General features: G+C 63.6%; 13 protein-coding genes. 2 read left to right on the top strand and 11 right to left on the bottom strand.

Annotated features, from left to right (window positions below; all coding sequences use genetic code 11):
* Positions 1-48 precede the first annotated feature (48 nt).
* From araG to mpl, 11 genes are all read right to left on the bottom strand, one after another.
* Positions 49-1,587 (bottom strand): L-arabinose ABC transporter ATP-binding protein AraG, encoded by a 1,539-nt coding sequence (gene araG, locus SB753_RS31235; protein ID WP_027805132.1) that lies wholly within the window; start codon positions 1,585-1,587, stop codon positions 49-51.
* A gap of 156 nt (positions 1,588-1,743) precedes the next feature.
* Positions 1,744-2,742: an arabinose ABC transporter substrate-binding protein gene (locus tag SB753_RS31240; RefSeq protein WP_020071279.1), complete on the bottom strand. Its 999-nt coding sequence runs from the start codon at positions 2,740-2,742 to the stop codon at positions 1,744-1,746.
* A 187-nt stretch (positions 2,743-2,929) separates the two neighbouring features.
* On the bottom strand, positions 2,930-3,706 hold the full coding sequence (locus SB753_RS31245; protein WP_204522449.1) for an SDR family oxidoreductase: 777 nt from the start codon (positions 3,704-3,706) through the stop codon (positions 2,930-2,932).
* Positions 3,703-4,383 (bottom strand): 2-dehydro-3-deoxy-6-phosphogalactonate aldolase, encoded by a 681-nt coding sequence (locus SB753_RS31250; RefSeq protein WP_131321112.1) that lies wholly within the window; start codon positions 4,381-4,383, stop codon positions 3,703-3,705. The genes SB753_RS31245 and SB753_RS31250 overlap by 4 nt, the downstream gene beginning before the upstream one ends.
* A gap of 35 nt (positions 4,384-4,418) precedes the next feature.
* Positions 4,419-5,519, bottom strand: coding sequence for a 2-dehydro-3-deoxygalactonokinase (locus SB753_RS31255; RefSeq protein WP_410803699.1), 1,101 nt, complete (start codon positions 5,517-5,519; stop codon positions 4,419-4,421).
* Entirely contained in the window at positions 5,516-6,496 is a 981-nt protein-coding gene (locus SB753_RS31260) for an IclR family transcriptional regulator (protein ID WP_392395629.1), read from the bottom strand. Before SB753_RS31260 ends, SB753_RS31255 begins: the two co-directional genes overlap by 4 nt.
* Positions 6,497-7,419: 923 nt before the next feature.
* Positions 7,420-8,142, bottom strand: coding sequence for a monofunctional biosynthetic peptidoglycan transglycosylase (mtgA, locus tag SB753_RS31265; protein ID WP_020071274.1), 723 nt, complete (start codon positions 8,140-8,142; stop codon positions 7,420-7,422).
* A 59-nt stretch (positions 8,143-8,201) separates the two neighbouring features.
* Positions 8,202-9,065, bottom strand: coding sequence for a shikimate dehydrogenase (gene aroE / locus SB753_RS31270; protein ID WP_410803701.1), 864 nt, complete (start codon positions 9,063-9,065; stop codon positions 8,202-8,204).
* Positions 9,062-11,191 carry a ribonuclease catalytic domain-containing protein gene (locus SB753_RS31275; protein WP_088175751.1) on the bottom strand — a complete coding sequence of 710 codons (2,130 nt, stop codon included), beginning with the start codon at positions 11,189-11,191 and terminating at the stop codon, positions 9,062-9,064. The genes aroE and SB753_RS31275 overlap by 4 nt, the downstream gene beginning before the upstream one ends.
* A gap of 258 nt (positions 11,192-11,449) precedes the next feature.
* Positions 11,450-12,052, bottom strand: a complete 603-nt coding sequence (locus SB753_RS31280) for a YqiA/YcfP family alpha/beta fold hydrolase (protein WP_087752231.1) — start codon at positions 12,050-12,052, stop codon at positions 11,450-11,452.
* The gene (mpl, locus tag SB753_RS31285) at positions 12,049-13,521 is read right to left on the bottom strand and encodes a UDP-N-acetylmuramate:L-alanyl-gamma-D-glutamyl-meso-diaminopimelate ligase (RefSeq protein ID WP_410803704.1); all 1,473 of its coding nucleotides are present in this window, start codon (positions 13,519-13,521) and stop codon (positions 12,049-12,051) included. The genes SB753_RS31280 and mpl overlap by 4 nt, the downstream gene beginning before the upstream one ends.
* 197 nt (positions 13,522-13,718) lie before the next feature.
* Between mpl and SB753_RS31290 the strand changes: the two genes are divergently transcribed.
* Together SB753_RS31290 and SB753_RS31295 are read left to right on the top strand one after the other, a co-directional pair.
* Complete coding sequence (locus SB753_RS31290) at positions 13,719-14,372, top strand: UDP-N-acetylmuramate--alanine ligase (protein ID WP_410803705.1); 654 nt, start codon at positions 13,719-13,721, stop codon at positions 14,370-14,372.
* A gap of 7 nt (positions 14,373-14,379) precedes the next feature.
* Entirely contained in the window at positions 14,380-14,937 is a 558-nt protein-coding gene (locus tag SB753_RS31295; protein WP_027779663.1) for a TlpA family protein disulfide reductase, read from the top strand.
* Positions 14,938-14,963: the final 26 nt, after the last annotated feature.

Genomic DNA, 14,963 nt, shown 5'->3' on the forward strand with positions numbered 1-14,963 from the left:
AGACTCCTCCCGTTCCCCACGGGTTGCCGGACTTTCGTCCAATGATGTTCAGGCCGCCTGTTGAGCGGCAGTTCCGGTTGCGGGCAGTGCGGTCGAGCTTTGCGGCAATGCGAGGCTCAACACCGCTTGTTCCGTTGCATCCTTGCGCGACAGTTCGCCGGCAATGCGGCCCTGGCGCATCACGACGATGCGGTCGGACACGCCCAGCACTTCGGGCAGTTCCGACGAAATCATCACGATCGCGCAGCCGCGTTCGGCAAGCTGGTAAATCACGTTATAAATTTCGTGCTTCGCGCCCACGTCGATGCCGCGAGTCGGTTCGTCGAGAATCACGACCTTCAGATCGGGTTCGGCGAGCCAGCGCGACAGAATCGCCTTCTGCTGATTGCCGCCCGAAAGAAAGCGGATCTTCTGGCGGCGGCTCGGCGTCTTGATCTTCAGCAGCTTGATGAAGCGGTCCGCAGTTTCCGCTTCTTTCTTGCGATCGAGGAAAACGCCCGCGCGCAGATAGTGACGGCGGCAACTGATGTTGATGTTCTCCGACACCGTCGCCATCGCGACAATGCCTTCTTCCTTGCGATCTTCCGGACACAGTACGATGCCGTGGCGAATCGCTTCGCCGGCGCTTTTCACTCGAATGGTCTTGCCGTCGAGCACCAGTTCGCCGCCCTTCTTATGCTCCGTGCCGTAGACGAGATGCATCAGTTCGCTGCGGCCCGCGCCCACCAGACCGAAGAAGCCGACAATTTCGCCGCGCCGCACTTCGAAGCTGGCCGGCTGCGAAAGCGCATGGCCTTCAATCGCCTTCGCCGCGAAACGCACTTCGCCGAGCGGCCGCTCCGAATAGTTGTAAATGTCCGAGATCTCACGCCCGACCATTTCGCTGACGATGGTGTCGCGCGACACGCCTTCGAGCGTCGGATGCGAAGCGATCTTGCGACCGTCACGGAAAATCGTGCACGCGTCGCAGAGTTCGTAAATTTCGTCCATGCGATGCGAGATGTAGATCATCGCGCGGTTGTCGGCGCGCAGATCGCGCACCAGCTTGAACAGCACTTCGGTTTCGCGATGCGACAGCGAACTGGTCGGTTCGTCGAGCGCGATCACGCGAGCGTTGCGCAGCAATGCCTTGCAGATTTCCACCATCTGCCGTTGCGCGATGGAGAGCTTGCGCAACTTCGCGTTCGGATCGAGCGCGACGCCCATTGCTTCGAGACGCTCACGCACGAAGCGTTTCGCATCGCGCTTGTTGACCCAGCCGAACGAATTCGGCAACTGGCCGAGCAGCAGATTTTCCGCGACGGTCAGATCGGGCACGTACTGCAATTCCTGGTGAATCACCGCGATACCCGCCGCGATCGACGAAGCCGCGCTCGTAAAGCGCACTTCTTTTCCGTCGATCATCACGCGGCCCGAGTCGGGCTGATATTCACCGCCGAGTATCTTCAGCAGGGTCGATTTCCCTGCGCCGTTTTCGCCCATCAGGCCGTGCACCTGGCCGACGTTGACGTCGAAGGACACACCGTCGAGCGCGCGCACGCCTGGAAAGACTTTGCCGATATTGTCAAAACGTAGCGTCGCTGACACTTCGCCTCCTCGCTGTTTCATCTCGACCGCGCCTCGCTGGGCGTCGTAGTTCGACACCTGCAACGCACGGCCTATGTCCTGTTGCTCATGTTCCGTTTCAGTTGCCGGCGCGCGCACCGTAAGCGACGCGCCGGCAATCCTTCATTGCAGCGCGCGTTACTTCGAAGCAAGCCCCATCTTCTCGCGCACTTCACCGACGTTCTCACGCGTGGCCAGCATGCCGGTCGTCAGCGTGAGCGGGGGCGGCGCCTTGCCTTGCGTGATCCAGTCGTACATCAGCGTCGCTGTTTCTTCGCCATGGCGCTTCGGGCTGATGATGACCGTGCCGAAGAAGCCCGTCGGGTTCGGCTTCTTGAACTCGTTCAACGCCGAATCCGAACCGCCGATACCGATGCCGATCATGTTGTCGGCTTTGAAGCCGCGTCCTTCCGCTGCGCGGACCGCGCCGAGCACGCCTTCGTCGTTCAGCGCGTACGCGACCCAGTGCTTGAACTGCGGGTTCTTCGTCAGCGCGATGTTGGCGGCGTTGAACGCGTTTTCCGTGTCGGTTTTCGCTTGCGGCGCGGCGATCACGTTCGCTTTCGGGAAGCCGGCGGCGAGCAGCGCGTCGGTTGCGCCGCTCGTACGGTCATGCGCGGTCGGCAGTTGTTCGTAGGTCACGTCGATCGCGCCCACGTCCTTCATGTCCCAGCCGCGCTTCTTGATTTCCGCGGCCAGACCGTCGCCGACCTGCTTGCCGATGTTGTACGCCGAGATGCCCATGTGCGGCACCGACGCGATCGGCTTGCCCGCGCCGTCGACCAGGCGGTCGTCCACCGTCATCATCTTCAGGCCGTCGGCTTTCGCTTTGGCGACGATGCCCGGTCCGAGCTTCACGTCAGGAGTGCAGATCACGAAGCCTTGCGCCTTTTGCGCCGACAGGTTGTCGATCGCGCTCATCACTTTCTCGCCCGACGGCGCGCCGATCTTCACCAGCGTGAAGCCCTTTTCCTTGGCGGCAATTTCGGCGAACTTCCACTCGTCCTGGAACCACGGTTCTTCTGGCTGCTTGACGAGGAAACCGATCTTGACCGGATCGGCGGCTTGCGCGACCGGCGCGTTGAAGACCACACCCGCCGCCGCTGCTGCCAGCGTGAGGAAAATTCTACGTTTCATGTTGCGTGTCTCCTGACTAATTGATAACGAGAAGGTATCGGCCGCGTCTTCTTGTACCGGTTGTGACACACGCGGCCAGCGCGTCGTCCGGTGAAACGGTGCTACGTTTTTCTGGTTCGCTTTGTACTGCGTTTCTTTTTTGCTTTGCTGCTTGTTTGTCGGCCGGTTGCTGCCCCCGGTCGCCGGCTCAATCGTGATAAAGCACGGAGCGGCCGCCGTCGACGGTGATACACGTGGCGTTGATGAACGGCGCTTCATCCGACGCGAGAAACACCGCCGTCATCGCTACTTCTTCCGGGCGGCCGATGCGTTTCATCGGCTGCAAATCCATCGTCGCCTGCCGCGCGGCGGCCGGGTCCGGCTGTTCGTTCCACCAGTCATGCGTCAACTGGGTTTCGATGTAGCCAGGCGCGATTGCGTTGACCCGCACGTTGCGCGGCGCGTACTCGATGCCTAGCGCGCGCGTGAGGCCAATCACACCGTGCTTCGCGACCGGGTACGGAAAACAGCCCGGAATGATCTTGAACGCATGCGTCGACGCGATGTTCAGGATGCTGCCCGCGCCGCGTTCGACCATACCCGGCAATACCGCGCGGCAGCCGTTCCAGACGCCGTCGAGATCGACCGCGAAGCAGCGGCGCCAGTCGTCGTCGGTCATGGTCAGCGGGTCGCAAAACACGTTGATGCCCGCGTTGTTCACCAGCACGTCGAGCGGCCCGAGCGTTTTTTCCGCTTCGCTCACCGCGTGCTGGACCGAAGCCGATTGCGTGACGTCCGTATGCACAGCCAACACGCGCGCCCCGGTTTCCGAACTGATCTGCTGCGCCGTCTGCCGCGCCGTGTCGATGTCGAGTTCGGCAAGCGCCACCGCTGCGCCTTCGCGCGCAAACGCAAGGGCAATCGCCGCGCCGATGCCGCGACCTGCGCCGGTGACTAATGCGACTTTGCCCGCCAGGCGTGTCATTTCTTCGCACCCGCGCGCGCAACGCGCAATCCGTTGATGAAGGCCTTCGCGTGCGAAGCCGTCACCGCCGCGCTCTGGCCCGGCTTATAGAGCGCAGAGCCGAGACCGAAGCCGTTCGCGCCGGCGCTCAGAAACGGTCCCATGTTGTCAGGTGCGATGCCGCCGACCGGTACGAGCGGCACCTGCGCCGCGATCACCGCGCGCCAGGCCTTCACCACATGGCAGCCGAGTTGTTCGGCCGGGAACATCTTCAATACGTCCGCGCCGTTTTTTAGCGCGATGAACGCTTCAGTCGGCGTGGCGACGCCGGGCGCGCAGGCCATGCCTTGCGCTTTGGCGGCGACGACCACGTCCGGGTCGCTGTGCGGCATCACGATCAGTTCACCGCCGGCCGACTTCACGTCCTTGACGAAACTCGGATGCAACACCGTGCCCGCACCGACGATCGCATCGGCGGGCAGCGCCTTGCGGATTGCCGCAATGCTGTCGAACGGCTGCGGCGAATTCAGCGGCACTTCGACGATGCGAAAGCCGGCTTCGTACAGCGCCTGTCCGTGTTCCGCCGCATCGGCGGGCGTCACGCCGCGCATGATCGCGATCAGCGGACATGCCTCGAACGCCGCGATCAACCCCGCGTGCGGCATGTACGGAGCGGGCAGATTGATGTGAGGTTGCATGTCGGTTCCTTGTTTCGTGGATGGCGGCGCGCTGACTAACCGGCCTGCGCTGCATGGGCGGCCGGATTGACGAGCCCCGCCTGCGACGCGACGCGCCACAGGCCGCGCTCGGTCGCGTGCTTGACGAGTTCGGCCTGCGTGCAGCCGAACCGCGCGAGCGCGACGCGATAGCGCTCGCACAACGCTTCGTTGCCGATCAGGCGCAGGCTCTGACCCGCGAGCGAGCTTTGCTGCTGCTTCAGTACGGTTTCCAGGCCGGCCAGTTCATGCCCGATCAGCAGACCCGATAGATAGTCAGGCTGCTGCTCGCGCGAAAGTTGTCCTGTGAGACCGAGCGTGCGCGAACTGAAGACCGTCGCGAGCACGCCCGCCTGTCCCTTGTCGCGCGCGATGTTCACGCCGCGCAGAAACGCCTCGGAATCCGGACGGTCGGGCGTGACCATCGTGCGGCCGAGAATCGTGTGTTCGCGCAATGCGCCGAATACTTCGCCCGTCATGAACGTATGGAAACGTTCGATACGCCCGGCCTGCACCACCGCCCACTTCGCGTGCGTGCCGGGCAAGCCGATCAGCGCGCGATTGTTGCTGTCCGCGTCGCGGGAATCCTCGCTTAATGCGCCGAAGATCTGCGTTTCTTCGCCGCGCATCACGTTGGGCAGCTCGCCGCGTTGCAGCACGCCGGGAATGATATGCAGTGTCGCGCCGCAAGCCGCCTTCACGCGGACGATGCCCGCCGCGAGCGCGTCCGCATTCGCTGGCGCATCGACGTAGGGCGCTTCGAGCCAGCCTTGCGCGCTGCCGACCATGCCCGCAGCAATCACGGGTGCGCCGGGCGCGGCCTTGAGCCAGGCGCCGCAGGCGTCCTCGAATGCGGCGTCGAAACCGCCCTGCTCCGCGCTGCGAGGCAGGTTCATGATGCCGGCCGTCGATGCGCGCGTCGCGAGCACCTTGCCGGACGCGTCGTACAGATACGCGCGCAGCGACGTGGTGCCCCAGTCGAGCGCGATCAGCGCTGCGTGACTGTTCGCTTCGGCGTTTGCTTCTGCGTTTATTCCGGCGTTCGCTGGCACGCCGGCCGCGGCGGCGCCGACCGCCACCTGCGCGTCCGACGGGGTAGGAGAACCCGCGTGTTTCATCGCTTGATCCTGCGGGTTGTGGGTTGCGGGGCGCGCCAGCCGAGTTCTTCGGAGATCGCGCGCGCTTCGCGCTGCACGACCGGAATCAGCTCGTCCATGCGCTCCAGCGACATATAAGGGATCGTGCTGGCCACTGACAGCGCCGCGACAATCGCGCCCGACGCATCGCGCACCGGGGCCGCGACGCAGCGAATCGACGCTTCGTTTTCCTCGAGGTCGAACGTGTAGCCGCCGGCCGCGTAGTTCGTCATGCGCTGCATGAAAGTCTGCGCGTCGGGACGGTTGTCGGGCTTAAAGGTAACGCTGGCGAGCGCGCGTCGCGATGCGTCGAATAGCGACTGCCAGTGCTCCGGCGTGAGATCGAGCATCATGGCCTTGCCGATACCGGTCGACGCCAGCGGCATCCGGTGACCGACGCGTGAGCGCATCTCGAGTCCGCGCGTGCCGGGAATCTTGTCGATGTAAAGCACGTCGTCGCCATCGCGCACGCCGAGGTGAATCGTGTCGAGCGTCTGTTCCGCGAGCGATTCGAGATGCGGACGAGCGACCGCAGTGAGCGGCATCTGTTCGAGCGCGATGGTGCCCAGTTCGATCAGCTTGGGGCCGAGCAGATAACCGCCTTGCACCTGGCGCAGGTAGCGCGCCTGCACGAGGCTGCTGACCAGCCGATGCGTGGTGCTGCGCGTCGTGCCGAGCGCAGCGCCGAAGGTGCGCAGATCGCGCACACCGGCGGCGGCGGCTTCGAGAATCGCGAGGCCGCGCAGAAGCGTCTGAGTGCCGGCTTGTTGCGGCGTGATGTCGAGCAGCGTGCTCGGCAACGCAATTCCATTGACCACGGCGGCGGGCTGAGGCGTGGCGCGTGGCGCTTTGGCTGCGGGCGTTGTGCGCGGCGTGGCGCTAGACGCGTCATGGTCGGCGTGTGGCGCCAGTTCGGCTTCCGCTGCGCTTTCGGCGTGGTTGGGCATCGCTTTGTTCATGGCGATTCGCTTTTCGGTGGATTCTGCGCTTACAGCGCGGGGCCGGAGAGCGGGCCTTGGGTGTGCGCGGCGGCATGGGCGCGGGGGTGCTGCCTGAGGGCTTTGGTAGGCATGGTTTGGCTTGTCTCCGGTTTTTTTCGCTGTCGCAGAATTTTTGGGTTTCTGCTGTTGGAGTGGATTGTAGGGGGGTTTTTGAGAAAGCTCCAATATGTGATTTGTGTGGTCAGATAATGGGATTTGGTGTTGCCGCGGGCTGGTGGGGTGGTGTTGGGTCTGGTGTTGAGGACCTTTGGCCTTTCCTTGATTTCGCGGCGGTCTATTGGCGTTGCCCCTGTGCGGGGCGGCACTTACTTTCTTTGCATGCCGCAAAGAAAGTAAGCAAAGAAAGCGGCTTCAAACCGCTAGCTCATAAGTGGGTCCCCTGGCTTGGAGGGGGCAGTGGTGCATCTGGAATCCGTGCTCTCGCGCACTCCGCCTCGGCGACAAGGCAGTCATACTTCCCGCCTTGCACTGCGTGCTCGTCGGATAGGTCCGCTTAACATCAACGGCTCGCGATTGGCGCAGTCGCCGAGCGCAGGCAGCGTCGTGGCGAGACGGACGGCAAGATGGGAAACGGAGAAAGAAGTTTGAACGGCAGCGGTTCTAAGAACGACCGCTGCGGCGCGCGAAGCGTCGCCGGAAGAATGACGGCCTTGTCACGGGTGCGGAGTGCGCGAGAGCACAGATTCCAGATGCACCACTGCCCCCTCCAAGCCGGGGGACCCACTTATAAGCTGGCGGTGTGAAGCCGCTTTCTTTGCTTACTTTCTTTGCGGCATGCAAAGAAAGTAAGTGCCGCCCCGCACAGGGGCAAAGCAAACAGACCACAGCGAATTCAAGGAAAGGCCAACGGGTTTCAAAACAACAACCGCAGACAAACAAACTCACTCAGGCAACTCAGCCGCCCCCATCCTCCGGGCAATCACCCTAGACCTCTGCGCCAGATACGCCGACCCGCGATGCTCGTCGTAATACTTCGGCTGCTGCAGCATGACCGCGAGCCGCGCCGACTGCGCCGCTGTCAACCCGCTCGCCGGCGTCTTGTAGTAATAACGCGCCGCCGCCTCGGCGCCATAAACGCCATTGGCCCACTCAACAGAATTCAGGTAAATCTCGAAGATGCGCTCCTTGTTCATCAAGGTGTCCAGCATCCACGTGATGATCAGCTCCTGCGCTTTGCGTATATAGCTTTTCTCGCGCGACAGGAAGAGATTGCGCGCAAGTTGCTGCGTGATCGTCGAGCCGCCTCGAACGATCTTGCCCTTCGCCTTGTTGCGCTCCCACGCCTGCAGGATCGCATCGGTTTCGTAGCCGTTGTTGTTGACGAAGTTCGCGTCTTCGGAGGCAATGATCGCCCGCTTCAGATTGCGCGAAATCTGGTCGTACGGCACCCACGTGTGCTGCATCGAAAGACCAGGCTTCTCCTGCGACAAGCGCCACGCGTCGGAGCGCATGTAAGCCGTCGAGCGAGGGTTCACATAGTTCCACACCGCAATCTGCGCGAAGTAAAAGACCTGCGTCGCGAGCCACGCAAAGACGACCACGGCGACAAGATAAACGATCCATCGCGCCGGACCTGGCCGGCTCGTGCGTCGCGTGGCTGTCATCGTAGTGTCGGTCCTCGAGTTCGTGGGGCGTCTGACGAAAGCTGTCTAAGAATGCTGTCTCAAGCGTGCGACGGCGCCGTCAGCAACGCGCGCAATTCGGCCAGCACAGGAACGCTGTCAGGCCGCACGCCGCGCCACACGTAAAACGATTCTGCCGCCTGCTCGACCAGCATGCCGAGGCCGTCGGCGCCCCGCGCTCCGAGCTTTTGCGCGTGCTCCATGAACACCGTCGGATGCGCGCCGTACATCATGTCGTACGCAAGCGTGCCGTTGCCGAACGCGCCGTCGTCGCATTCCGGCAACGATGCCTCCAGACTGCCCGCAGTGGCATTCACGATCACGTCGTATGCGCCCGGCTCTATCGCTCGCGCGTTGCCTCCGCTCAGACGGCATGCGACGCCGCTCGCGGCTTGTGCAAACTGATCGACCAGCGCCTCGGCCTTCGCGGCCGTCCGGTTGACGATGGTCAGCGTATGCGGCGCGCGCTCCAGCATGGGCAGCACGACGCCGCGCGCGGCGCCGCCTGCGCCGAGCAACAGAATGCGCGCCCCTTTCAACGACACGCCGAGATTCACCTCGATGTCGCGCACGAGCCCACAGCCGTCGGTATTGTCGCCATACACGCCGTTCGGATCGATACGCAAGGTATTCACCGCGCCCGCGGCGGCCGCGCGCGGCGACAGACTGCTGGCGAATGCGTGCGCGTCGAGCTTGAACGGCACGGTCACGTTCAGCCCGCGCCCGCCTGCATCGATAAAGGCGCGCACGTGCGGCACGAAAGCGTCCACCGGCGCGAGCAACGCGCTGTACTCGACCGGCTCGCCCGTTTGCGCGGCAAACCGGCTGTGAATGAACGGCGACTTGCTATGGCCGACCGGATTACCGATCACCGCATAACGGTCTTTCATTTCGACCCCGCTCATCGACCCGGTTCCGTGATGCGCTGCTCGGCGGCGGCATCGCTCGAACCATTGTCGTTATCGGCGCTGTCCGCCGAGGTTGCGCCGCTTTCCGCGCCGTCGACATCGGCTTCCGCTTGCGCCTCGGCTTCGCTTTCGGCGCTTTCATCGGACGCTTCGACGATTTCCTCTTCGCCCTCTTCCGCTTCGTCCGCCTCATCAGCTTCGGCGCCGCTCGTGACGGTCGGCGCGTCGAGCACATGCAGAAGACGCACGGACGCCTCGACGGTCAACTCGTCGATCGACATCACCTCCATCTGAAGACGCGTGCCGCGCGCATGCACGCCGAGCCCCGGCACATGCAGCAGCAGCGGAATCTCTTCCAGCCGCACGAGGTCGCCCTTTACGACGGACGCCACCACCTGCTTGCGGTTTTCCTGCTTCAGCCAGCGCAGGCACCAGAAATATTCCATGCGACGCTGATGATCGGCGTACGCGCTGTACGTGTCGTCGAATCCTTGAACGACGGCGAACAGGTCGGCATCTTTGGGCTTGAACGGGGCGGCCAGCTTCGCCGTTACGCCGTGTTGGACGCAGGCGAGCAACTGCCACTGGTTCACAAGGTCGACGTAACGGCGCAGCGGCGACGTGCTCCACGCATATTGCGTGACGCCGAGCCCTTCATGCGGCGCGGCGTTCGTCTGCATGCGGGTGCGCTTCGGGCCGGTGGGCGCGCCGAACGCGCGCTGTGTGCGATAGATGCCCGGCACGCCGTGGTCATGCAGAAACGCGCCCCATGACGAATTCGCCAGGATCGCCAGTTCGGCGACGATCGTGTCGAGCGGCGAACCGCGCCGCCGCGGCGTGATCGTGATGTGCTCGCCTTCGACGTAGAAGTTGAAGTCGGTATTCCTCTGCACCTCGCGACGCAGACCATAACCCGCGCGCGCAGCCTGACGCTTCTCGAACAGCGCCTGCGCGAACGGCCACAAAACGGCGATATCTTCCTTGTGCGGATAGTCGCCCGTGCCCGCGGCGAGCGCCTCTTCGGTGACCAGTTCGTCGAGCGTGTTGTGACGCAGATTGTTCTTCACGAACACGCGCTCCGCACGCGTTTCGCTCGCCACGATCTCCTGCGTCTCGCGATTGACGATCACATACAGTGAAAGCGCCGGACGCAAGCCGCCTTCGGCGAGCGTGAACGCGTCCACCACGCTATCGGGCAGCATCGTGATCTTGTCGCCCGGCATGTAGACGGTCGACAAACGCGTGCGCGCGATGGCGTCCACCTCGTCGCCGCGTTGAATGCCGAGGGCAGGCGCCGCAATGTGCACGCCGATCCGCACGCGACCGTCCGCGAGATGCTCGACGGAGAACGCGTCGTCGATCTCAGTGGTCGTAATGTCGTCGATGGAGAACGCCTGCACGTTCGCTTCGGGCAGATCGTCGGGCACGCTGCCAGGCGTGACAGGCGGAAAGCCGGTGCCGTGCGGGAAAAACTCCGACAGGAATCTGGCCTCGTGCAAAGCTCGCGCCGACGGGATAGCGCCGCATTCGAGCATCAGACGCGCTTGCGAAATGCCGCGCGCGGCCGCAGCGGCTTCGAGCGCCTTGTATTCGATCGTGTTCTTGTCGGGCTTGGTGAGCAACGCGAGCGCCGTCTTGCCGGTGAACGCCTCCGGCAAGCGGCCGGCCTTCAGTTCCTCTTCGTAGCCTTGCTGCACGAGCGCCTGCTGACGCTTACGCTCGAGACCCGCGAGCGCCATTTTCAGCTGCTCCTGCGGCGCGCGTTGATACATGCCGCGGCCCTTGCGGCGGAAATACACCGGCGCACCGTGCATGCGCAGCACCAGCGCCGCGCGTTCGATTGCGCCGAAGCGCTCGCCGAAATATTCCGCGCCAAGCGTGGCGAACGGAAATTCGTCGTCGGGCGCGCATTCCCACAGGAAGTCCAGGTCGATCTCCTGCGCAACGGCGTCGGCCTGCTGCATCAGTTCGGCCGCACCCGGCTTTTCGAATTCGATCAGCACGTCCTTCGCGCGCACCTTCGCGCGCCGGCCACCCGGCAACTCGACCTGAAACGCATCGCCTTGGCGCGACAGCACGCTGCCTGCCTTGAAACTTCCCGATTCCTCGAAGAAAACGTTCACTCAATACTCTCGTCTGACTTGCATCCGCCGGCGTGCACGGCACGGCAACGTATTCGTGATAATGGATCCGCTGCGCACGAGGCGCGCGCTGGCGGCATGAATCTAATAGTTGGCTGCGCTCCTGCTGATGGGGCGGTGCCATTTCGTCGGCGGCTTCGGTTTCGGGCCGGCTCTGCGCGGTTCTGCGAGCTTTCAAGCCCGCTCGCGGCCGCACTCAGCGCTCAAATTCACTCCCCGCTCGGCACGCCCGACTGACCGTCAAGCAGCCTCGCGTGGCGCCGGCGGCTCGACGTCTTCTACGTCGCAAAACGCCAGTACGTCGTCGACATAGTCGGCGAACTCGCTGATCGCGTGGTCGCTCCCTTCGATCAGCGTAGTGCGCGCGCCGCGATAGTGCGCGAGCATTTCACGGTAGTCGAGGACTTCGTCGCCGGTCGCAGCCAGCAAATAATAACGTTCGGGGCGCGTGATGGACGTCACACTGAGCGCGCGCAGTTCGTCAAGATGATGCGGTTCGACGACGATGCTGCCGCCTCCGTGCCACAACGGCTGTTCGCCGAGATAGGCGCTCAGGTCGCGCTGCGGCACGACCGCCGGATTCAGCAGCACGGCCGGCCAGCCGTGCTTTTCCGCCAGATACGTGGCGAAGTAGCCGCCGAGCGAACTGCCGATCACCGTCACGCGCTTTGTACCGGCGGCGGCCACGAGCGCCTCCGCGAGCGCGACCGTCTCAAACGGCGAGACGGGCAACATCGGGCAGCACCATTCGTCGCTGCGGCCGAGTTCCACGAGCCGCGCCGCGAGCACGCGCGCCTTGAACGAGTTTGGCGAAGAACGAAAACCGTGCAGATAAAGAATCACGAAGCGCCTCTCGCGGACAGGGCGTCGAGCAGTTTCTGATGCACGCCGCCAAAGCCGCCGTTGCTCATCACCAGAATCTGATCGCCGGGGCGCGCTGCGAGGACCACGGCTTTGACGAGCGCGTCGAGATTGTCGAAGGCTTGCGCCTTGCCGCCGAGCGGCGCCAGCGCTTCGCCCAAATTCCAGCCCAGCGCGTCGCGGCCGCTCGGTGCGCCGTAGCCGAACACGAGATCGGCGTCTGCGAGACTTGCCGGAAGTTGCGCCTTCATCACGCCGAGCTTCATTGTGTTCGAGCGCGGCTCCAGCACGGCGAGAATCCGCGTATTGTCGCGGCCCACACGCGCCCGCAGGCCAGCCACCGTGGTGTCGATCGCGGTTGGGTGATGAGCGAAGTCGTCGTACACCGTTACGCCGTCTACGCTGCCGCGCACTTCCATGCGCCGCTTCACGTTGCGAAAGCTCGACAGCGACTTTGCGGCCTGCGCCGGCGGCACGCCGACATGGCGCGCGGCGGCAATCGCCGCGAGTGCGTTCATACGGTTGTGCTCACCCTGAACCTGCCACTCGACCACGCCGACGCGCTCGGCGTTGTGATACACCGCAAAACGTTCGTCGACGGGCACACCGTCTTCCGCGGGCAGCGTTTCCCAGCCGCCCTGCACGCCGAAACGCTCCACTTCGCTCCAGCAGCCGCGCGTCAGCACGCGTTCGAGCGGATCTTCCCGGCCGTTCGTCACGACACGGCCGATGCGAGGCACCGTGCGGATGAGGTGATGAAACTGCGTCTCGATAGCCGCCAGATCCGGGAAGATGTCGGCGTGATCGAATTCGAGGTTGTTCAGAACCGCGGTCTTGGGCCGGTAGTGCACGAACTTGGACCGCTTGTCGAAAAAGGCCGTGTCGTACTCGTCGGCTTCGATCACGAAGAAGCTGGAATCGGTGAGCCGCGCGGAGACGCCGAAATTCAGCGGCACACCGCCAATCAGAAAACCGGGATTGAGACCCGCATCTTCGAGCAGCCATGTGAGCATGGAACTGGTGGTCGTCTTGCCGTGCGTACCGGCCACTGCGAGCACCCATTTGCCGTTCAGCACGTGTTCGCCGAGCCACTGCGGGCCGGACACATACGGCAGGCCACGGTCGAGAATCGCTTCCATTAGCGGGTTACCGCGCGATACCACGTTGCCGATCACGAACAGGTCGACGTTCAAACCGTTCAACTGGTCCGCGTCGTAGCCCTCGATCAGACGGATGCCTTGCGCCTCGAGCTGCGTGCTCATTGGCGGATAGACGCCGGCGTCGCAGCCCGTCACCGTGTGGCCCGCGCCGCGCGCGAGGACCGCGAGACCGCCCATGAACGTGCCGCAGATACCGAGGATGTGGATATGCATAAGCCTGTCGTGCCGCGCGGGCGTTTTTTCCTGAAAGGCCCTTACCTGGCGGTTCGTGCCAGGCCCCCGAAGGGGCAAGAAAACTTGTGGGGCGGCCCGGCGTTTTCCTGAGAGGGATGGGAGAGCGGCGAGCGGCCAAAAGAGCCGTCCGCGAAGGACGTCATTGTAACCGACGCCTCCCGAACCCCTAAGCGGACTCGCCCGCTTAGGCTACGCCCGGCAGCCGGCCAGCGCCGCCGGAAAGGGCTGTCATCAATCTCTAGTATGATTGACGGATGGTTCGCAAATCACATTTTGATCCGCAGCGCGTGCGCGAGGAAATCGCCATTGCGGCTGCGCGCCTGATCGCCGAAGACGGTCTCGACTATGCAACGGCCAAGCGCAAAGCGGCTCGACAAGTCATTGGAGAAAGCCGGATTGCCGGCGAATGGCTGCCTGATAACGATCAGATCGAGGAAGAAATCCGCGAATATCAGTCGCTCTTTCAGGGCGACAGCCAGCCGGCGCTGCTGCGGCGCCTGCGCGGCATCGCTGTCGAATGGATGGAGCGGCTCGCACCTTTTAACCCTTATTTGACGGGCGCAGTGCTCGGCGGCACGGCCGGCGAGCATTCGGACATTCATCTTCAGGCGTTCTGCGACAACCCGAAAGAAGTAGCCATCTACTTCCTCAACGCGAACATTCAATACGACGTCTCGGAAACGCGCCACTTTGCGGGCCGCGGCTACGTCGAGACGCTGAGCTTTCTGTGGCGGCCGGCGAGCGAAGGGCGCGACTCGGACCCCGTAGGCGTTCATGTCGCGCTTTATGAGGCGGACGACCTGCGCGGCGCAGTCAAAGCCGACGCTCGTGGGCGCACGGCGCGGGCGAATCTTCAGACTGTCCAGTCGCTGCTCGCCGCGAGCGGCGTAGCACCTTCACCCAACTAGACACACCATGAACACCAGACGGATTCTGATGGCGGCGCTCGTCGCCGGCGTCGCGGCAGGAAGCGGCGTCCTCGCCAATTACTGGCTGAATGGCGACGACGGTTTGACCGCGACCGCTCATGCCGCCGGTTCGGCGTCGAAGGAAGGCGCTGTTGCCCAGCTTTGGGCGGCCCCGGTCACTACCGCCGACGGCAAGCCCGGCTCACTTTCCGTGCTGAAAGGTCGCCCGATCGTCGTCAATTTCTGGGCTTCGTGGTGCGGGCCGTGTGTCGAGGAAATGCCCGCGCTCTCGCAACTTCAGCGCGATTACGCGAAGAAAGGCATCCAGTTCGTCGGACTTGGCGTCGATTCCGAGAAAAACGTGCAGGCTTTCCTGCAAAAAGTGAAGGTGGCCTACCCGGTCTATGTGACGGGGTTCGGCGGTGCCGACCTCGCGCGATCGTTCGGCAATACGGCGGGTGGCCTGCCGTTCACCGTGGTGATTGACGCAAAGGGCAACATCCGCTCGACAAAATTAGGCCAGATCGATCCTGTCGCCTTAAAACAGACCCTCGACGCGCTGTAAATTTCTCAATCTTTTGACGGCAGTTT

The sequence above is a fragment of the Paraburkholderia sp. SIMBA_053 genome (genome assembly GCF_046534895.1).
Classification (GTDB): Bacteria; Pseudomonadota; Gammaproteobacteria; order Burkholderiales; family Burkholderiaceae; genus Paraburkholderia; species Paraburkholderia caledonica.